Below are 19,757 nucleotides of genomic sequence, written 5' to 3' on the forward strand. Positions count from 1 at the left end.
ACTGCACATATCGTCATGTGCAGTTTTTATATAGCGATTAATTAAAGTTGGAAAATGGATCCATCCCATTTTGTTGATCGGATTGTTGCGATTTTTCATTATTGGAAGTGGTTGTTGATGCGTCAGCTTCACCAAGTGTCACCTTGATGGTCTTCGTTTCATTATTTCTAAGTATATTCATTGTCATGGTTTCTCCGGCTTTATGACTATTTACGGCAGTTTTTACATCCGCAATATCGCTAACCTTCTTACCGTCTACCTTTAAAATCTGATCACCGACTTCTAAACCTGCTTTGTCTGCGGCTTTACCACTTTCCACTTTAGCGATGTAAACAGCAGACATGCTTTCACCATAAGGATTTGTTGCGGTTGAAAGGGTAACTCCTAAAGAAGCACGGCCTTTTACATACCCATTTTCAATCAGATTTTCAATGACATCTTTCGCTCGGTCAATCGGAATAGCAAAACCAAGACCCTCAATATTGTTGCCACTGGATTTGGCATTAACAATACCTATCAGTTCACCTCGATCATTAAACAAACCACCGCCGGAATTACCTGGATTGATAGCAGCATTCGTTTGTAATAAATGCATTTTCTGATTATCAACGGTAATTTCACGATCTAAAGCAGAGATGATACCAGAAGTTACGGTTCCACCTAATTCACCTAATGGATTTCCGATAGCAACCGCCGTATCACCAACTTCCAACTTGCTGGATTTTCCCATTACAGCAGGAGAAAGATTGCTGGCTTCGATTTTAATGACAGCTAAATCGGTGGATGCATCGGTCCCAATCAATTTAGCATTATAAGATTTTCCATCTTTTGTTGTCACAGTGACTTTATCAGCACCATCAATGACATGGTTGTTCGTGACAATATAGCCATCTTTGGTTAAGATAACACCACTACCGGCTCCAGATGATACTGCTTGAGGAAAGAAACTATTCGTGGACACCGATTCGGTTTTAATTTCAACGACGCTGTTTGCGGCAGCTTCGGTGATTTGTTTAATGCTCATCGTGTCACCATTGGCTGCTGTTGTTGTAGTTTTTGTGGTGTTGGCAGATTGATACATGATGACACCGCCATTACCATTGATATGATTGGCAGCTAAAGTACCGCCAAATCCACCGGCTAAAGCCAACAGGAAACAACCTGACATCATAACACCGCTTTTATGCTTTTTTATGAAAGGCACTTTTGGCTGCTTTCCATTGTCAGTCAGTGCTTCTTCAGTCGAAGTGGTTTCTTCTTGTTTTACATCTTCTTCTAACGTCGTTTCTTCTTTTACTGGCTCTTTTTGAGTACTTGTTTCTTCCTCAGTGTCAGTGACTGTTTCATTTACTACAGTCTCATCATACTTGTTTTCATCTTTGTTATTCATGTTTTCGACATTACTGTTTTCATTTTCGTTCATATACTGCTCCTCCTTTAAGTATGTTTTCTTTACGCCTTTTAGTATACAGATAGATTATCTCAAAAAAATTTTATAAATATGTGAAAATCAGATGAATTTTTTTCAAAGTTGGATGGAAATATGTGAAAAACGGGATAAAATCACGAAAAAAATGCCAAAAAGTAAAGGATTCCCCTTTTCTTACTTAAATACGACATTTAACTATGCTATAATAACAATGGAATGTGTATCATACATATTCGTTCGTAAACGTCGGTATACTTTCGTATTTATATATAAAAAGAAAATGTGGGAGGGAATTACACATGGCAAACACCAGTAAAAAGAAAATGACAGCAACAGCAAAGAAAAGTGCTGCAGCAAAAGCTGAAACTGTTAAAAAAGAAACAAAGAGCGAAGAAGTTAAAAGTATTGCCGTAAAACCAGAGGCTAAAAAACTTACGACTGCAAAAGAACCTAAAAAGATCACAGCTGCAAAAGAACCAGAAAAAATTACGGTAGCAAAGGAACCAGAAAAACTAACTGTGAAAGAAGAACCTAAGAAAACCGTAAAAAAGGAAACCAAAGCAGAAACAAAGAGTACAAAAGCTGAAACAAAGAGTGCAAAAACGGTGAAAAAGGAAGAAACCAAAACGGTCAAAGCGGCGAAGAAAGAAACGCCTGCTACTAAAAAGAGCGTTAAGGAAGAACCTAAAAAAGAAGAAACACCGGTTAAGAAGAGTACAAAGAAAGCGGAAACGAAAAAAGTAGAAGCGAAAGAAGAAAAAAAATCGGCTGTGAAAAAAACGGAGACAGTTAATGAAAAGAAGCCAGCTGCTAAGAAAGCTGCCAAAAAACCAACAAAGAAGGAAAAAACCGCTGTCTATGAAGTGTTGTCTTTAGAAGAATGCATCCAGCGTATGCAAGCCATGGGTGTACAGCATGTGTATGAAGATTATGCACGTTTCTTGATGGATGAGGCTGACATTAAGAAACTAGAGAAAGATATCATTGAGGGAAATAACTTAAAGAATGCAGACTTTGCTTACGAAAAAGATGGTTATGATACCGACTTAGTGGCTGTAACTTTAGGTAAGGTGGCTGATACTATGGACATTAAAGCAATGGATTATAAAGATATTAAGAAGGATATGAATACAGCGGTTAAGACTACAATCAGTGAAGATGCTGAAGTAAATGCTGCTGAATATCTGAAGGAATTTAAGATTTGTGAAAAATTGCTAATGATTGGTCAGCGCAAGAATATAGGGGATTCAGCGATTGTCAGCGAATTGATTGGTGCAGATGTTGATGCATTTGTTGCACACTTCTTTGATTTGGCATATGCTATATTGCCAGATTGGCAGTATGACGATGTGAAATTTTATGAAGATTTCGCATATGCCGTATTATCTCAATATTATGATTTATTTACAAAATATCAGTTGCGTATTTTGATGGATGTTGCTGATTTATATATCAAGCATGGTGATTTCCAGCACGGTGATGAATGTTATGGTTATATCTTACGAGATAATCAAATCAAAGATTATATCTATTATCGCTTTGCATCTGTTTATGAAGATATTGACTTTAATAAAGCAAAAGCGTTGGCTTATGAGTCTTTACAGTACGTAGATGGACGCTACACATATTATCAGAATATCATGGATATTATTAATAAATAGTTGAGCATAAAGGACTGTTGATCAAAAACAACAGTCTTTTTTATGTACTTATCAAAACTCACATGCCCAAACAGCCGTAACGTGTTTCTCATCCCGCTTATTGAAAAAAGGTAAGTTCACTTGAACTTACCTTATATATTTAACTGGTGACGCGTACGGGATTCGAACCCGTGAGTGCATGCGTGAAAGGCATGTGAGTTAACCGTTTCTCCAACGCGCCATTTAACTGTTGCCACGTAATTATAACAAAATAGGTTTTAAGCGTCAAGAACTTTTTGTAAAAAATTAATATCCGCCAGACTATTTATCAGATGGAGCTTAATACACTTTTTACTTACTTATGGTAATCTTTAAAAATGCGCATTTATTTTAAGAGTATACTAAGGTTTTTACATCAACAATGTTTCTTTCATAAGAGTAGATGGCTTATGATTAATAGCTCTGCATTTTTATATGTTATGCGTTTTTACATATTTAATTAATTAAAATATAATATATATTGAATTATAATACTATACGATGTATAATATTGTGGAAGAAAGGTGATGTATATGACATTTCAGCTTGGATCAGCATTGCTGGATGCTTGTGTTTTAGCGACCTTGCATAAAGAAGACACATATGGATATCGGCTTACCCAGGAAGTAAAAGTAGTGATGAGCGTGAGTGAATCTACACTATATCCGGTTTTGCGTCGATTGATGCGAGATGGGTATTTAGAGACATATGACCAGCAGCATATGGGCAGAAATAGACGATATTATCGTTTAACAGAAACAGGAAGAGTCAAATATGAGGAATATGTAGAGGAATGGAAACAATTTTCCAGTAAAATTACAGACATTTTAGAGGGAGGCGTTTGTGATGAGTAAACAACAATATCTAGAAGAACTTCGGGTTCGTTTAAAGGGATTATCACAAGATGAAATAGAAGATGCATTATCTTATTGTGAAGAATATTTTGATGATGCAGGTGAAGGGAATGAGCAACAGGTCATAGCCGATCTTGGTTCACCTTACAAATTTGCGGCACAGATAAGAGCTGATGCAGAAATACGACGTCATAACACGACATTTGCAAATGACCAAAATACAACCAAGAAATCTTCTCTAAAAAGCATTATTGCAATTATTCTTGGTATCTGTGCATTACCCATCGCATTGCCTTTGCTGTTGGCATTGGTTGCAGTGATATTTGCTCTATTTATAACAATAGGAGCCTTTGCTATCGCCGGTCTTGCATCCGTAGGAGCGATTGCATTTACAGGCTTTCCCTTACTTGTTAATGGATTTTATCATTTAGAAACACCAGGCAATGCATTGATTGCCATTGGCGGAGGTTTGTTATGTATCGGATTGGGAATCTTGCTGCTCTTATTATTTATCTGGTTGATTCGTACTTTGTTGCCGGCATTCATGCGACTTGTAACAAACCTTTATCACAAAGCAAAGGAGGGAAAGCATTATGAAAAAGCATAATGGGATAAAAGTAACTTTAATCATTTCCATAATTTGTGTCATCATCGGTGCTTTCTGCATTGGCATGGGAATTGTGCAAAATGGGGATATTGCCTATTTACGAGTTGATAACCAAACAGCTCCTTGGTGGCCCTTTCATGGTAGCTTTGGTATTCACCTTGAAGAGGTCGCTGAAGACATTTCAAAAACGAAAACATTCTCACAAACTTTTGATGATGTAGACAAGTTAGAATTAAACGTAGCAGCCGTGAACACAACGATACGTGTGGGTGATAACAACAGCTTGCGTTTTTCCAATATTTATGAAAATCAGGTTAGTGTTTCTAGGAGTACAAATACCATGAAAGTAGATGTGAAAAATAAACATTTTCTACATAAAGCACGTTTGGATATCACATTGAAAAAAGAGGACTTATTGAAAAAGTTAGAAATTGATGCTTCCACAGGTCATTTAACGGTTCAAGGTCTGCGTTTAAAAGATCTGATAGTAGATGGTGACGCTACAGAAGTAGAAATGCAAAAGGTACAAGTTTCACGTAAAATGGAACTGTCAGCGCAGGCGGGCAGCATAGATATGAAAGAAATGGTGAGTGAGCACAGCGAATTTGATGTACAGGCAGGAAGTATTGATGTTTCCGGTGATTTACGCGGTAAAACGAAAATTGATTGTCAGGCCGGTAGTGTAAATCTGTACTTACAAGATAAAGAGAATCAGTATGGGTATCAGATAAAAAATGAAGTGGGCTCTGTTGAACTTGGAGAGCAAGACTATAGTGGATTATCGAATGAAATCAGTGTACGTAATGATGCGAAAAATCAACTAGATATTGACTGCCAGGCTGGCAGTGTGGAAATCGCTTTTGATCATGCGTGATATTCAGACACTATGCGAAAGCACAAAGTTGTTTTGGAAGCAAACTTCTGGAAAGCCACTTTCTTTTCCACCATATGATGAAACGGAAAGAAAACATAATGAAGCAAAACTACAGGAACAGCTTAGTCATATGACAGAGGATGTGCAGGAAATTAAAGCATTGCTTCCTGCATTCCTTGATATCTCTTGGATGTCTAAACAAGATCAGCAGCAATTTGAAACTTGCACCCAAAAATTTATTGATGATGCGAAAGCTTTTGATGAAAATCTTCACGCTGAAGAGGTATTTCAGGCACTACGCAATATGTGGATCATTTGGATGTTAGAAGTTGCTTTTCAAAAACCCATACAATATCATCAAGCCATGTTTGGTTATAGTATGCTGTATCCATATTCTGATAATGTGTTAGACGATACCCTTATGGATAAGGAAGAAAAGAAGGCTTTTAATCACTGGTTCATGCGGCGACTGCATCATCATACAGAAGCTTTTGCACATCCGTATGCCAATAAGATGCATCAATTGGTGGAAAAAATAGAACATCAGTATGCACCATCAAGTTATCAAGATGTGTATCAAAGCCTATATTTGATCCAAGAGGGACAGCAACAATCTTTGCGTCAACAGCAAACGATACCTGAGAAGGACGTACTTGAAATTTCCATTTGGAAAGGTGGTACTAGCGTCTTAGCGGATGGTTATTTAATCGATGGGCATTTAAGTGATGTGCAACAGGAGTTTTGTATGCTGTTTGGCTTTACTTTACAGGTAGCAGATGATTTACAAGATGTTGTAGAAGATGATCAGCATCACCATCATACCTTAGCTACTATATGTAATAAGGCAGAACGCAAAGCCTTATTGGAAAAACTATGGGTTTTCCTTGAAAAGGTCGTTTTCACACACATTCAGGATGAGCAAGTTTGCCGCTTTATTATCAAAAATTGCCGCGAAATGATGTTGTTGTCAGTTTTACAAACGGCAGCCTATTTCCCAACTTCCTTTGTCGAAGAGATTAAGGCAGCTATGCCATTATCCTATGAATGTATCAGAGAGCTTAAAAATAAAGTACTTATGAAGATAAAAGAAAAACAGGTTGAAAGGGGATAGAAGTGTATGCGTAAAATCATGATGATATCACTACTTTTGGTACTATTCATAAGCAGTTGTTCCCGTACTAACGAACAAAAATATCTGAAGGATTTTGATTATTTCATCAAAACCATTGAAGAAAATTATCCATTTTTAGAAATGAGTGAACGTTTGTCTAATTTGCAATGGGAGAAGGCAAAAAAAGCAGCACGTGATAAGGTGGAAAGTTGTACATCTATGAATGATTTTGAGAATATTATTGATGGTGTATTGGAAAAATTACACAATGGTCATACACAGCGCATACAAGATACACAATCGCTGATGTATACCATGAAACTATATGAACAAAGTTTTGCGAAACAACCTAGGGATTATCGTTATCAGATGATAAAAAAGTTGAAAACAAAAGCTGTTTATGAACACTATGGCTTTGATGAGAAGCAGTTCTGTGATTATGTTTTACCAAATGCAGCAACGGATGAGAATGTTACGGTAAATGCAAAAGCACTTCTATTAGATGGACAGGTTATGTATATCCGCATTCCTAAAATGTTATCTCTGGAAACGAGTAAAAAAGATGAAGAAATGCTCGCCTCCTTTTTAAAAGCAAATCAATCCGCAAAGGCATTGATCTTGGATATCCGGGGCAATGGTGGAGGGAACTCGCTATATTGGTCTGAAATGTTATTGCCAAAGATCGTGGATAAAACAATCACGGTAACTTCTTATGTCTTCTTGAAAGATGGGGAATATGCCAACATGATTGAAGGAGAACGTATTACGGATATGAAACTTCCAAACATCCGCTTCCCAAAATCAGAATTTTCTCAATTCTCACATGGCATTGTAGGTGATATGAAGGTGGTACCAGCGAAAGATAGCATTCGTTTTAAGAAACCAATCTATCTGTTGATTGATGAAAATGTGTACTCTTCTAGTGAAATGCTGGCTAACTTTCTAAAACAAAGCAAAGCAGCAACGATTGTTGGAGGAGTGAGTGGCGGAGATGGTATTGGAAGTGATCCTGTATTATTTGCATTGCCTAACAGCGGCATAGTGATACGTATGGCTATATGCTTAGGTGTAGATGAAGATGGAAATATCAACGATGAGATCAAGACACAGCCGGATGTGCACGTTAAGTCAACGACCGTTAATGAAGTCAGCACGAAAGAGGATGTTTGTATTCAAACAACCTTGCAGCTTATTGCAGCACATGGTAAATAAGTCATTATGAAATAATCCAGAATTTAAAAAAGCTATCATCTAGAGTATTTGGTAGATGGACAAAGGTTTGTCATAAGAAGTTATTGTATGGCATCTATCTTGCATAATTTAATATGATAAAGTATGAAAAATGATAATGTATAAAAAAAAGTCCGCTTGGACTTTTTTTTACTAGGGTTTAAGATACGTAAAACGAGGTGTTTTCTCACCATCAACTTCAATCTCTTCAACAAACATACGCAATGGTCTTACCCATACCTTACCATCGCCATACAGCTGTCGATAAACCGCGTAAGCTTCTTCATTTTCTGAATGTTTTGCAATATATAATAAAGCATAACGTTTTCCTTTGTAGTGTTGATAAACGCCAAGAGGAATAGAAGGTGTTGTTATGGCAAGCTGTGAAGCATCTTCTTCTGGATAACCATCTGCTTTTGGAAGCGGAGCTTTTGGTACAGCTGTTGCGTCCTGCACTGATGCATTCTTTTTCGTCGTAGTTTCATTTTGTGTTTCTGTGTTGTGCAAGGTTACTGCTTTATCACTTGGTGTTGAAGAAACAGCTGCTACATCTTCCTTCTCCACCAGCAGCATGGAGCTTTTAGCAGGCATCGAAATGATAAAATGATGTTCCAAGCAATTGTAGGCTTTTTCATTTAACATGTCATATAAATGTGCAGATTGTACTGGAAAATCAATATCAGCACTTTCATCACTGACATTGAAAATTGCATATACGCATTGTTCAGTCGTTTTACGAGCGAAGACAAACTGTTGATTGCGTACGATAACTTGCTGATAATCGCCATGCTTTAAGGCCGGTAAAGCGTCATAAGCTTTTCCCAGTTTGCAGATATGAGAAAATAATGCCGTATTTTCTGTCGCAAGCTCTGTCAAAGTTAAACAAGGGCGGATATCGGCATCACTGCCATCATGTTTTGTGCCTTTGATGCCATATTCACTACCATAATAAATTGATGGAATCCCCGGCATTGCATATAACATGGTATAAATATTTGCCAGATCACGTTCTTCCTTTACCGTACTAGCTAAACGATTTACATCATGATTATCCACAAAATCATATAGAACTAGATCCTTATAAATACCTCCATTACCACCAAACTGACGGTTTAAGGAATAAGCAATTTCAAAATAATTCTTTTCGTTGTGTGAAGAATACAAACCTTTATAACATTCATAGTTGGTTACTGAATCTAACATATCCGGATTTGCCCAACGGTTATAATCACCATGGATAATCTCACCCATTAACCAAAAATCAGGATTATGTTCTTCACAAAATTGTTTTAAGCGTCGAAAGAAGGCAGGGTCAATACAATCTGCAGCATCTAAGCGCAAACCATCAATGTGGAAATCATCCATCCACATCGCAATACTTTCTAATAAATACTGAACAACTTCTTCATTTTGTAAATTCAATTTAACTAAATTGTAATGTCCTTCCCATGTATCATAGGTAAATCCATCATGCATGGGGTTATCCCATTGAAAGTTTAGATTATGGAACCAATTGCAGTAAGGGGATTGTTCACGCTTTTCCATAACATCACGAAATGCCCAAAAATAACGCCCTACATGATTGAAAACGCCATCTAATACGATGCGAATGCCGGCTTTATGCAAAGCATCACAAACTTCCCGAAAATCAGCATTGCTGCCTAACCGATTGTCTACTTTGCGATAATCACTTGTATCATAACCATGTTCATAACTTTCAAATACAGGCCCTAAATATAAGGCATTGATATGCATTTTTTGTAAATGGGGAATCCATTCTTTAATTTTTAAAATACGACTTGTTTGTTGCTCTTGATGGAACTGCTCACATCCACAAAAACCTAGTGGATAGATATGATAAAACACTGCATCCTTTGTCCATGATTTCATAAAAATTTTTCACCTCATGGTATTAGTATAGCATATATTTCTATCAATTTGTTCATTGATAAAAAGAAAACAGGGTTTTCAATACCCTGTTTAGCATAGTTAATCAATTGGAATGAAACGTTTTTCTTCGACCTTCTTAGGCGCTTCTTTCGGAATCAGCACATGCAACTCTCCGTTATCAAAGCTTGCTTTAATATCCTCCTGCGTAATGCCTTCGCCGACATAGAAACTTCTTGAACAAGAGCCTGAGAAACGTTCCTGGCGAATCAGATTGCCTTTGGCATCCTTTTCTTCATTTGTTGTATTGCGGGATGCATGGATGGTTAAATAGCCTTCCTTAAGTTCCATCTGAATGTTTTCTTTCTGATATCCAGGCAATTCCATATCCAATACATAATTGCCATCCTTCATGCGGATATCGGTTTTCATATTACTGCGATCATAAAACATGTCATCAAATGCATCACTAAATAAACCTGGTAATAATTTCATCATACGATACACCTTCCTTTTTTATACGTTACTCAATTGGGATGAAACGTGATTCTTCGACCTTTTCAGGAGCCTCCTTAGGGAATGTAATTGTTAATTCACCGTTTTGGAAGCTGGCATGGATATCACTTTCCATCAGGTTATCACCGACATAAAAGCTTCTCTTGCATGTCCCGCTATAGCGTTCCTGACGAATCAGATTACCCTTATCATCTTTATCTTCCTTTACCTGATGATGGGCAGCTTGAATGCTGAGATATCCATTTTGTAATTCCATATGAATATCTTCTTTTTGATATCCAGGAAGTTCTACTTCCAAGATATAGGTGTTATCTTTCTCACGAATATCGGTTTTCATATACTCCATATTGCGAGAAAAGAAAGGATCTTTAAACACTTCATCGAATGAGTCATTGAATAATCCTGGCAGCCGTTTCATATACATCGCCTCTTTTTTTGTTTTCATATTTATGAAACACTACCCGATAAGGTCTTACCTTATCTTCGCTTATATTATAGCACTTGTTTTAGCACTGTCAACACTAGAGTGCTAAAAAGATTTTGTGAAATTATGTCAAAGTTTGTTTGCATAGGATTTTCCTTTACGCCATCATAGGGCATCTTGAGGAAGACATAAGAAAAGAAGAATCGCTTTTCGATTCTTCTATATCTCTTTATAAATAGCGCGGATTTCTTGCTGTTTGCTTTCTTCAATATCTTTAATAGCATAAGCAGGTTTTGCAATATAATATCCTTGAAGATAATCGATATCGTGCTGTATCAGATATACCAGATCCTCATGTGTTTCAACGCCTTCTGCAATTACCTTGATATCATGGCTGTGAGCAAAGCTGACAACGCTTTTTACAAGCATTTGGCGTCCTTTATCGTGGGCGATATTTGTAATGAATTCCATATCGATCTTGACATAGTCTGCTTGTGCGTTGAATAAGCGGTGATCACTGCTATAGCCACTGCCAAAGTCATCTAAAGCTGTTTGGGCATGCCAGCGGCGACAGAAGTCTTGTTTGCTTAGCATATAGGAATGTTCGATTTCTTCGCTTTCCAATAATTCAATAACAATTTTGGAAAGATATTCATGATAGTGTTCTTCTAGGTATTGTTTAATTTCGTCAAGCATCGGTATACTAGGGATACTATTAATGAATAATTTCCATTGTTTATCAATCGCTACCTGTTGACTGAAATGGGATAAAGATTGTGTCCAGGTCATATACTCCACACGGTGCAATTGTTTTTGTGTTTTGGCGACTTGCATGACATCGGATGGTGTTTTTAGAATATCACTATTAGGACGCATAAGGGCTTCAAAACCTAGTACAGCACCAGTTTTGGCATCAACAATTGGCTGGAAAGCATAGCTGACACGTTGCTCTTCTAAGATATTCATCAGTTCCTGACGGCCATCAAATATTAAGTTGTTGTGAAGATAATGTTCTTCACTAAAGGTACGGATATTTCCTTTTTGTGTGTTTTTTACCTCATACATTGCAAAATCTGCATGTTTTATCAAGGTATCAAAATCCATAGCATCTTTTGGCATCCAAGAAATGCCGGCAGATACTTTTACACGGGTAATATCGTCATTGCCGAAATGCATTTCCGTTTCATTAACAACTTCATGAATATGACGGATATGTTTCAAAATGGCTTCTTCATTTTCAAAATGGTGATAGAATAAGAGGAATTCATCACCAGCCATACGAGCTGCGATACAGTTAGGTCCGCGTTCCTTTTGTAGTACATCTGCAAGTGCACAAATCAAATGGTCACCGGCATCATGACCGTAGGTATCATTAACAAGTTTTAAATTGTCAAGATCCCATAATACCATGGCGCAGGTTTTCAAATCAGCTTGTTTCAGTATTGCTTCACAATGGACACGGAAAGCTCTGCGATTCAATAGTTGGGTCAGCACATCATGATCACGTTCATACATCAGATGTTCTTTTTCTTGTATTTCCAAAGTCACATCGCTGACGACAATCACACGATTTCCTTCGACACGATTGATGAGGAAACGCAGCCAACATGTTTGTTCTGCGGAATTTGTAACATGTATCAGATAGATGTCACTGGTCCTATGTTCTGTATTTATCTGTTTTTCACTAGAGATGATTTTTTAAACATAAAAGCTGTATTTCTTCCATGAAAGCTTTAAACGTGTATTCCATTTTTGAAGGATCACGAAATCCCAACAATGTTCCTACTTTTTCTGTACAGAAAACTTTACGTTCATTATATATCTCAATAGCTCCAATTGGGATATCGATTGTGTGTAGGACATAGGATAAGCGAGTTTCTGCACCATGCAAATGATAACTTAGATCTTCAATGGAAGCACTTAATTCATCAATTTCCTTGATATGGGTTTTCGGCAGTTCAATCTTATTGGTTGTTACCGGTGTTTGCCGAAGTCTTGTGGCTAAAGCGCGAATCGGTTTCGTAAACAGCATACTGCCATATAAAGCTACCAGTGTCGCAATGATTAAAGCGGTGATACAGGCATATAGCAAAAGCTGATGAATTTGTTTTGTTGAATAAAAGATTTCATCTTCAGAACCAACACCGATTAAATACCAAAGGGTATCTTGAAATGGGCTAAAGGATGAATAAAGCTTTAGCTGATGAGCACAAGCAAGGGTATCATCACTGAGTGCCGGAGCACTGATGCGTTTCCCATAAGGGGCATCCGTTAATACGATGGATGTATCGTATTTCAAATAAGCACTGTAGGCTGGTCCATTCGATAGGATGATATGATAGGCATCATCGCTTTCTCGATTGGCCAAAAGGAAGGCTTTTTTACTATGATCATTTAATTCTTCATAGGGCAGATAGTTCTTTAGATACTCAACGGAAAGGTCGATACCCAGTACACCATAAACCTGATGATCCTGATTGAATAAAGGAATGTTGTAACTAAGGAAGGGAGTAGGGGAGTCAGCCATATGTGAACTAGTGCTCCAATAGCCACAGTTCAACATGTTCAGCTGAGGGTTTTCTTCCGCAGCTTTTTTTGGCTTAAAGTAAAAATCGAATGTATCCTCGTCTTCCTTCATCGTAAGGGAGGGTTTCCAATTCTGATCTAAGATAAAGTCATTTTGTTTTAATAAGGCAGCATCACCATACTTGGCCGTAATATCTGTTTTATCATTGAAAGATTCTTCGGGGGAAGCATCTTGCAGATAAAAGGCTGGATATTCTTTACTGTGAAAAACCTCTTTGTCTAAAATAAGGTAAATGCCGTTGATTTTTTTGGTTTTGGTTAAGCTATGCAGCCGATTTAAAATATCTTCATTTAAGTAAGGCGATGTTAATGTTTTTCTATGCTCATAAAGTGGATGTGTAGCAGAGATGATCATGGCTACATCATCTGTATCTAAACAGCGTTCATTTAAGTTTTTTTGAATGGCGTCACTGCGATACATGACACGCTGATCAAACAGGTTAAAACTGCTGGCCTTTAAATCTTGCAAGGCACTGCTGTTAAGAAGGGAGATAAAGAAAATCGAGGATATGAGCAAGACCAAAATGATCAGAGTTAATAACAGGCGTTGAAATAATGAATGCACATGCCGTTGCTTCATTGTGCCTTATCCCCTTGTAATAGAGCTTCCATATCTTTACGGCATTGCTGTACCCATTTGGCAAAGTTTTCATCTGATAGATAATAAGCCATGGCTTCTTCTTGGCTCTTACCTGCTTGTATTGCTTTCTGAATAGCTTTTTGATCTTCAATGGCTTTCATATTAGCAGCTTTTTCCAAATAGCTGCGTGCTTCATAAGAACCATCAAAGGAATTTGCTGCATACAGTTTTTGATCATTGACCTCATCCATCGTTGTCTTAACAATATCCTTTAATAAGTTGTTAGGGTTCATATTATGTTTCTTCAAGGTCGTTTCCCATGTTTGATAGGTGTTTGCCTCTTTTTTAACAGGCAGATAACTGGATGCTGCAGAAAATGTAATATTACGCTTTGTTTCCGTAAACCATTGTAAGAAGACGATGCAGGCATATTCGCTTGTTTCATCTGCTTTTGTTATGGCTATGCCACCACCTTGCGATATGACCGCATTTTGGGCATTTTCAAAATGTGGTGTTGGCAATACCAGATAACTCACTTTTTGTTTATCCCCATGTTCATCAATGACTTCGTTGGGATAAAAGGTTCCTCCAGCCGTTGAAGAAACGGTAGCAATCACATCTTTTGTTTTAATATCATCACTGGCAAAACGTCCGTTTTTTACATAGTATCCTTTTATAAAAGGAATGTAATAATTATCCCAGAGACGACGCAATGTTTTATCACTGATGGCAAAAGCTACTTTCCCATCCTTTTCTTGAAAGATATCATCTTGTAGCTGATGTGCCCCACAAATGAGATAATTTGCCAAAGCATCACGGGCAAAAAAGGCTTTGCCATTGCTATACTCATAATACAATTCCGCTGTTTTAGCTAAGCCTTCCCATGTGGAAAGATCCGCCTTACTCACATGAGTGGCGCTAGCAAAACGATCCCATTCTTCTTTATTGATAATCATGACCTCACTGGCCTTAGCGATTGGAAACAGCATGGTTTCATCGCTGCCAACATAGCGACCATCTTTTAAAAATCCATCTACATATGTGTGAATTTCTTTTTCGCTAAGGTAAGTTTCCATAGATACCAATTTATGTTCATTCATAGCCATCTGTGCGGTATCCTGATAGGCGGCAAACATGTTAGGCAGTTTTTCCGTCTCCTCCTTATTTTTTAATAACTTATTCACATCATTTGCGATATTGCTGATGCTTCCTTTTCCGATAGCATCCACAATAATGCCTTTTTCTTTTCCGACGGTTGTATTAAATTCTTCAACAAGATCATCGAAAGCTTCTTTTTGTGAACCGCTGTAATAGTGCCATAAACGTAAAGTGACAGGCTGATCAGCAGATAAACCGTGATTGCTGTTAGAGCTACAGCTACTCATTAGGAATAAGGTACTCAATAGGATTGCCCCTAATTTTTTTATGTTTTTCATAATGTCCTACCTCCTAGGTGAACAAGCGTTTATTATCCTTATTATACACCATATTGTTTTTTCTCGTGTATTTAATCATAAATTTATGACAATTTTGTGAATAACATGTATCTTATGTGGAATAGAAAAGAAAGAGGCTGATGAAGAGGGTAAGGGAAAATATCAAGAAATGCTAAAAACGAAAGCAATCGAACATAAAAACGTAAATAAAACAACAAAAAGTGCTTTACAAATGATTGGAAATGTTCTATTATACAAGTAAGGAGGAAGGAGAATGTACGATTCTCTAGAAATAACATATGAAACCAAACAAAAAAGCAAATGAAATGACAGTAAAAGAATTAGCAGCCTATATTGATTATTCGGTATTGAAACCAGAGTTTACGGAAGAAGAAATCATCGCTCTGACAAAAGATGGTGTGGAACTTGGCTGTGCAACCATCTGCATCAACCCGGGATATATGGATTTATGTGAACCTATCGTAAAGGGCAGCGATACGATGCTTTGTCCTGTATGTGATTTTCCTTTTGGCACAAGTTCTACTGAATCTAAATTAAAACAAATTGAAATTGTTGCTCGATATGACACCGTAAAGGAAATTGATGTTGTCGCTAATTTCGGGCATATTCGCAGTGGAAAATATGATGCTGTTACAGCGGATTTAAAAGCATGTGCCGAATTAGCACATTCCTATGGAAGAGCATTAAAAGTCATTTTTGAAACCGATGCTTTAAATGAAGAACAGGTTAGAAAGACTTGTAAATGCTGCATAGAAGCAGGTGTTGATTTTGTAAAAACGAGTACCGGTTTTTTAACTGGATATGAGGCACATGGGGCAACTTGTGAAATCATTAAAGTCATGATGGAAGAAGTTAATGGAAAATGTAAGGTGAAGGGAAGTGGCTGTATTCGTACAAGAGAACACTTCTTACAACTCATTGATATGGGCATTGATCGTATGGGCGTGGGCTATCGTTCTGTACCGGTAGTTTTAGGATTGGATAAAAAATAAGAAAATGATAGACAGAGAGTGTTGTGCTTTCTGTCTTTCGTATATGGATGTTATAATTATTAAAGAAGGTGAGAGCAATGAAGGAAGATTGGCTGATAGAGCCACTACAGGAACAACGTTTTGATCGAGCACGTATAAAGCGTTTGCGCAATAAGATGGAAAAACGTAAGGCTTCCATTTGCAGTGAGCGGGCAAAACTGTATACACAAGTATTTCAGAACAATGAAGGAGAACCTTATATTTTGCGCAAAGCGCAGGCATTTGCTTATACCCTTACACATATGAGTATTTATGCAGAAGAGGATTCTTTGATCTTTGGAAATATGGCATCGTGCAATTTTGCCGCTCCGATTTATCCTGAATATTCCATACAGTGGGTGTTAGATGAATTAGACAGCTTTGCTCAGCGCGATGGTGATGTATTTACCATCAGTGAACAGGTAAAGCAGGACATCAAAGACATCGCGCCTTTTTGGTTGTCCCATACCCATGAAGATGAAGTAAACCGTCATATAAGTGATGATATCCGTTTGGCAGAGAAACAGGGAGTATTGCATCGTGGTGGTATCTCCATGAGTGGGGATGGACATATCGTACCTGATCATGCCATGGTTTTACGTTATGGTTTTCGCTATTTCATTCAACAGGCACAAACAGCATTGCAAAAAGATGACATCAGTGCTTCTTCAAAAGCTTACTATGAGGCAGTCATTCTAGTTTTAGAGGCAGCTTTGCAATACTGTAAGCGATTTGCGATCTATTTTAAGGAAAAGGCCAAAACATGTAAAGATATTGCGAAACAGATGGAATATCGAGAATTAAGTGATATGGCCGCAACCATGTTAGAACAGGGAGCACGTAGTTTTCATGAAGGTTGTGAAATCGTCTATCTGATTCATATCTGGCAAATGATCGAGAGCAATGGACATTCTTTCTGTTATGGACGTTTTGATCAATATATGCTGGACTTATATGAGCAGGATATAAAGAAAGGAATCTTAACAAAGGAAAATGCATTAGAAATCATCACGCATATGTTTCTTATGAATTCCTCTTGTAATAAGGTACGTCCATATGGCCATACACGGTTTTCACAAGGATATCCACTCTATTCCAATCTGGTTGTGGGTGGTCTTATGCCGAATGGAAAAGATGGCACAAACACATTATCCTATTTATGTATCGAGGCGATGCATTTATGCTCTCTGGCAGAACCTAATTTTTCGGCACGTTACCATAAGGATTCTCCACGTTCTTTTGTTGAGGCATGCGCTAAGCTTATTCGCACCGGCTGTGGCATGCCGAGTATGTTTCATGATGAAACAGCAGTGGCCGGTCTGCTTTCTTTGGGCATTCCTAAAGAAGATGCCTTGGATTATTGTCCGATTGGTTGCGTGGAAACCGGTGTACCTGGTAAATATGGCCATCGAGCTACGGGCATGACCTATGTTAACTGGGGAAAAGTGTTAGAAATCATGTTGCACAATGGCTATGATCCAGCAAGTGGTATCCGTATGTTGCCATATACAGCAAGTGAGGAAGCCTTTGTCGATTTCCAAAATTATGAAGAGCTGTGGCAGGCTTGGAAGACCTATTTAAAGTTTTATTCCGACATCAGTGTACAATGTGATGCTATCTGTGATGCTTCATTAGCTGTTTATGATGCCGATCCTTTTGCTAGCTGTCTGATTCAAGATTCCTTAAAATTAGGGAAGACTTTAAAAGAAGGCGGATGCCGCTATGATGTGATATCACAATCTAATATTGGACCCAGTGTCGTTGGAAATTCACTTTATGCAATAAAAAAGTTGGTCTTTGAAGATAAACGATTTACCATGAAAGAATTACTTGCCGCCATGCATGATAATTGGCAAACAGAAGCAAGTCGTAAGATTCATAAGCTTGTTAAAAAGGCTGCTAAATTTGGCAATGATCAGGATGAGGTTGATAAGATCGTAGCGGATGTTTTCTATTCTTATCTTGCTTTATTGTCTGATTATGAAACGCTGCGTAAAGGAAAAGGGCCAAAGGTAAGCTGTTATACGATGTCTACTAGTAATATCACCTCTTATGTACCAAATGGGTTTGTGGTAGGGGCAACTCCGGATGGGCGTTATGCCGGGACTCCTTTAAATGAAGGGTGTTCACCAACACAGGGAAGTGATACCCAAGGACCTACTGCGGTTATTAATTCGGTAGCAAAATTGCCAAATCATATGGTGGCTGCCGGGCAATTGTTAAATATGCGTTTTGCACCTGCGGCATTGCAGGGAGATGAAAATTTAAAGAAGTTTGTTGACTTTCTGTATGTATCTGCACGCAAAGGCATTTATCATAATCAGTTTAATGTCATTGACAGCCAAACCTTGCGTGATGCGCAGAAACATCCGCAAAAGCATAGCGATTTAATCGTACGTGTAGCCGGATATTGTGCACAATTCATCTCTTTGATGCCACAAGCACAAGAAGCCATTATTGCTCGCACGGAAAATCAAATAACTTGTTAGCAATCTAGGAAAGTCTTGCTAAAATCAGATGGATGAACGCGTAAGACTTTCCTTTTATTTTTATCCATTGTGTGTTATTTCTTCGCGTTGGATACGCAAAAGAACAAATTTATAGTATAATGAAACAAGATATTGAGGTGAAGTACATGCTGGCACATGAAAGAAATGATTACATCCTGACTAAGCTCAATGCCAAAGGGTGTGTGAATGTTCGGCATCTGTCACAGGAATTAGCTGTGAGTGAGGTGACGATACGTCGAGATTTAGAAGAAATGGAAAAGCAAGGCTTATTGATACGAATACATGGCGGAGCCAAAAAAAATCCGAAAACGGATATCCTGTCAAAGAATGATGAAAGCCGTATGCTCGATCGCTTACAGCTGCATTTTGAACAAAAAAACCGCGTTTGTAAGCAAGCAGCAGAATTCATCAAGGATGGGGATTGTGTTTTTTTGGATGGAGGTACCAGTATTTTTCCAATGCTTTCATATTTGCAAACGAAAAAGATTAAAATCGTTACTCATAGTACCTTGATTCAAGAGCATTTTGACAGTGATGTGGCTGAATTATTCGCAATAGGCGGTAGACTAATACCGGAATATAAGATGGCAGTGGGCCCCATAGCGTTAGAAACTTTGCAACGCTTTAACTTTGATTTTGCGTTTATTGGCTGTGCCGGTATTGACTTATTGCGTCATAAGGTTTATACAGCAGAAATGGATACACTGGCAGTAAAAAAGCAAGCCATGCAGCTTGCTCAACAATCTTATTTGCTTATTGATTCCAGTAAAACTAAAATCAAAGGTTTTTGCAGTTTTACTGACTTTAGTCGTTTTGACGTTATCCTATGCGATGAAGGTGTGTTACAGGAAGATGAAGAGCTACCGGAAAACTTTATGATTGCAAAAACTGAATAAAATAAGTCAATGTATTACCATTTATATCTAATATTGGAACAAGTATAAGGAAGTTTATATCATTGAGTACATGGATTATTCATGATTTTAATACTTTCTTTTCAAAT

At 37.7% G+C, this 19,757-nt stretch carries 16 protein-coding genes and 1 tRNA gene; 9 read left to right on the forward strand and 8 right to left on the reverse strand.

What is annotated here, in order from left to right; translation table 11 throughout:
• Positions 1–37: 37 nt before the first annotated feature.
• Positions 38–1,423 carry a S1C family serine protease gene (locus tag LI241_RS08880; protein ID WP_008687471.1) on the reverse strand — a complete coding sequence of 462 codons (1,386 nt, stop codon included), beginning with the start codon at positions 1,421–1,423 and terminating at the stop codon, positions 38–40.
• Between the two features lie 305 nt (positions 1,424–1,728).
• On the opposite strand from LI241_RS08880, the gene LI241_RS08885 reads away from it, so the two are divergent.
• Positions 1,729–3,090: a hypothetical protein gene (locus LI241_RS08885; protein ID WP_008687472.1), complete on the forward strand. Its 1,362-nt coding sequence runs from the start codon at positions 1,729–1,731 to the stop codon at positions 3,088–3,090.
• A 144-nt stretch (positions 3,091–3,234) separates the two neighbouring features.
• Here LI241_RS08885 and LI241_RS08890 read toward each other — a convergent pair.
• Positions 3,235–3,310 (reverse strand) — tRNA-Glu (locus LI241_RS08890).
• 331 nt (positions 3,311–3,641) lie between these two features.
• Here LI241_RS08890 and LI241_RS08895 point away from each other — a divergent pair.
• From LI241_RS08895 to LI241_RS08915, 5 genes are read left to right on the forward strand one after another with little or no spacing between them, the layout of a single operon-like run.
• Positions 3,642–3,962, forward strand: coding sequence for a PadR family transcriptional regulator (locus LI241_RS08895; RefSeq protein ID WP_008687473.1), 321 nt, complete (start codon positions 3,642–3,644; stop codon positions 3,960–3,962).
• The gene (locus tag LI241_RS08900) at positions 3,955–4,569 is read left to right on the forward strand and encodes a DUF1700 domain-containing protein (protein ID WP_008687474.1); all 615 of its coding nucleotides are present in this window, start codon (positions 3,955–3,957) and stop codon (positions 4,567–4,569) included. The genes LI241_RS08895 and LI241_RS08900 overlap by 8 nt, the downstream gene beginning before the upstream one ends.
• Positions 4,556–5,443: a DUF4097 family beta strand repeat-containing protein gene (locus tag LI241_RS08905; RefSeq protein WP_008687475.1), complete on the forward strand. Its 888-nt coding sequence runs from the start codon at positions 4,556–4,558 to the stop codon at positions 5,441–5,443. Before LI241_RS08900 ends, LI241_RS08905 begins: the two co-directional genes overlap by 14 nt.
• A complete protein-coding gene (locus LI241_RS08910; protein WP_008687477.1) occupies positions 5,436–6,554 on the forward strand; it encodes a hypothetical protein in 1,119 nt (372 codons plus the stop codon). The genes LI241_RS08905 and LI241_RS08910 overlap by 8 nt, the downstream gene beginning before the upstream one ends.
• Positions 6,555–6,560: 6 nt before the next feature.
• Entirely contained in the window at positions 6,561–7,766 is a 1,206-nt protein-coding gene (locus LI241_RS08915; RefSeq protein WP_008687478.1) for a S41 family peptidase, read from the forward strand.
• A gap of 171 nt (positions 7,767–7,937) precedes the next feature.
• On the opposite strand, the gene LI241_RS08920 is transcribed toward LI241_RS08915, so the two are convergent.
• From LI241_RS08920 to LI241_RS08945, 6 genes are all read right to left on the reverse strand, one after another.
• A complete protein-coding gene (locus LI241_RS08920) occupies positions 7,938–9,674 on the reverse strand; it encodes a DUF1653 domain-containing protein (RefSeq protein WP_008687479.1) in 1,737 nt (578 codons plus the stop codon).
• 99 nt (positions 9,675–9,773) lie between these two features.
• Entirely contained in the window at positions 9,774–10,169 is a 396-nt protein-coding gene (locus LI241_RS08925) for an Hsp20/alpha crystallin family protein (protein ID WP_008687480.1), read from the reverse strand.
• Positions 10,170–10,194: 25 nt separating this feature from the next.
• Positions 10,195–10,605 carry an Hsp20/alpha crystallin family protein gene (locus tag LI241_RS08930; protein WP_008687481.1) on the reverse strand — a complete coding sequence of 137 codons (411 nt, stop codon included), beginning with the start codon at positions 10,603–10,605 and terminating at the stop codon, positions 10,195–10,197.
• A 225-nt stretch (positions 10,606–10,830) separates the two neighbouring features.
• Entirely contained in the window at positions 10,831–12,177 is a 1,347-nt protein-coding gene (locus LI241_RS08935) for an EAL domain-containing protein (RefSeq protein WP_226897115.1), read from the reverse strand.
• Positions 12,178–12,295: 118 nt separating this feature from the next.
• Complete coding sequence (locus LI241_RS08940) at positions 12,296–13,777, reverse strand: hypothetical protein (RefSeq protein WP_227151162.1); 1,482 nt, start codon at positions 13,775–13,777, stop codon at positions 12,296–12,298.
• Positions 13,774–15,213, reverse strand: coding sequence for an extracellular solute-binding protein (locus LI241_RS08945; RefSeq protein ID WP_008687483.1), 1,440 nt, complete (start codon positions 15,211–15,213; stop codon positions 13,774–13,776). The genes LI241_RS08940 and LI241_RS08945 overlap by 4 nt, the downstream gene beginning before the upstream one ends.
• Positions 15,214–15,512: 299 nt before the next feature.
• Here LI241_RS08945 and deoC point away from each other — a divergent pair, with 299 nt between their 5' ends.
• The 3 genes from deoC (at position 15,513) to LI241_RS08960 (ending at position 19,650) form a co-directional block, all read left to right on the forward strand.
• Positions 15,513–16,226 carry a deoxyribose-phosphate aldolase gene (gene deoC, locus LI241_RS08950; protein WP_008979425.1) on the forward strand — a complete coding sequence of 238 codons (714 nt, stop codon included), beginning with the start codon at positions 15,513–15,515 and terminating at the stop codon, positions 16,224–16,226.
• 77 nt (positions 16,227–16,303) lie between these two features.
• Entirely contained in the window at positions 16,304–18,733 is a 2,430-nt protein-coding gene (locus LI241_RS08955) for a formate C-acetyltransferase/glycerol dehydratase family glycyl radical enzyme (protein ID WP_008687485.1), read from the forward strand.
• A 146-nt stretch (positions 18,734–18,879) separates the two neighbouring features.
• Positions 18,880–19,650 carry a DeoR/GlpR family DNA-binding transcription regulator gene (locus LI241_RS08960; RefSeq protein WP_008687487.1) on the forward strand — a complete coding sequence of 257 codons (771 nt, stop codon included), beginning with the start codon at positions 18,880–18,882 and terminating at the stop codon, positions 19,648–19,650.
• The last annotated feature ends 107 nt before the right edge of the window (positions 19,651–19,757 follow it).

Origin of the sequence: Longicatena sp. 210702-DFI.1.196 (assembly GCF_020563125.1) — a bacterium.
Lineage (GTDB): Bacteria > Bacillota_I > Bacilli_A > Erysipelotrichales > Erysipelotrichaceae > Longicatena > Longicatena caecimuris.

Bases quoted from the DNA above. Each gene is read 5' to 3' on its own strand.
- LI241_RS08940 (WP_227151162.1), bottom strand. From the start codon at position 13,777: ATGAAGCAACGGCATGTGCATTCATTATTTCAACGCCTGTTATTAACT.
- LI241_RS08960 (WP_008687487.1), top strand. From the start codon at position 18,880: ATGCTGGCACATGAAAGAAATGATTACATCCTGACTAAGCTCAATGCC.
- deoC (WP_008979425.1), top strand. From the start codon at position 15,513: ATGAAACCAAACAAAAAAGCAAATGAAATGACAGTAAAAGAATTAGCA.
- LI241_RS08880 (WP_008687471.1), bottom strand. From the start codon at position 1,423: ATGAACGAAAATGAAAACAGTAATGTCGAAAACATGAATAACAAAGAT.
- LI241_RS08925 (WP_008687480.1), bottom strand. From the start codon at position 10,169: ATGATGAAATTATTACCAGGTTTATTTAGTGATGCATTTGATGACATG.
- LI241_RS08920 (WP_008687479.1), bottom strand. From the start codon at position 9,674: ATGAAATCATGGACAAAGGATGCAGTGTTTTATCATATCTATCCACTA.
- LI241_RS08955 (WP_008687485.1), top strand. From the start codon at position 16,304: ATGAAGGAAGATTGGCTGATAGAGCCACTACAGGAACAACGTTTTGAT.
- LI241_RS08915 (WP_008687478.1), top strand. From the start codon at position 6,561: ATGCGTAAAATCATGATGATATCACTACTTTTGGTACTATTCATAAGC.
- LI241_RS08930 (WP_008687481.1), bottom strand. From the start codon at position 10,605: ATGAAACGGCTGCCAGGATTATTCAATGACTCATTCGATGAAGTGTTT.
- LI241_RS08945 (WP_008687483.1), bottom strand. From the start codon at position 15,213: ATGAAAAACATAAAAAAATTAGGGGCAATCCTATTGAGTACCTTATTC.
- LI241_RS08885 (WP_008687472.1), top strand. From the start codon at position 1,729: ATGGCAAACACCAGTAAAAAGAAAATGACAGCAACAGCAAAGAAAAGT.
- LI241_RS08905 (WP_008687475.1), top strand. From the start codon at position 4,556: ATGAAAAAGCATAATGGGATAAAAGTAACTTTAATCATTTCCATAATT.
- LI241_RS08900 (WP_008687474.1), top strand. From the start codon at position 3,955: ATGAGTAAACAACAATATCTAGAAGAACTTCGGGTTCGTTTAAAGGGA.
- LI241_RS08895 (WP_008687473.1), top strand. From the start codon at position 3,642: ATGACATTTCAGCTTGGATCAGCATTGCTGGATGCTTGTGTTTTAGCG.
- LI241_RS08910 (WP_008687477.1), top strand. From the start codon at position 5,436: ATGCGTGATATTCAGACACTATGCGAAAGCACAAAGTTGTTTTGGAAG.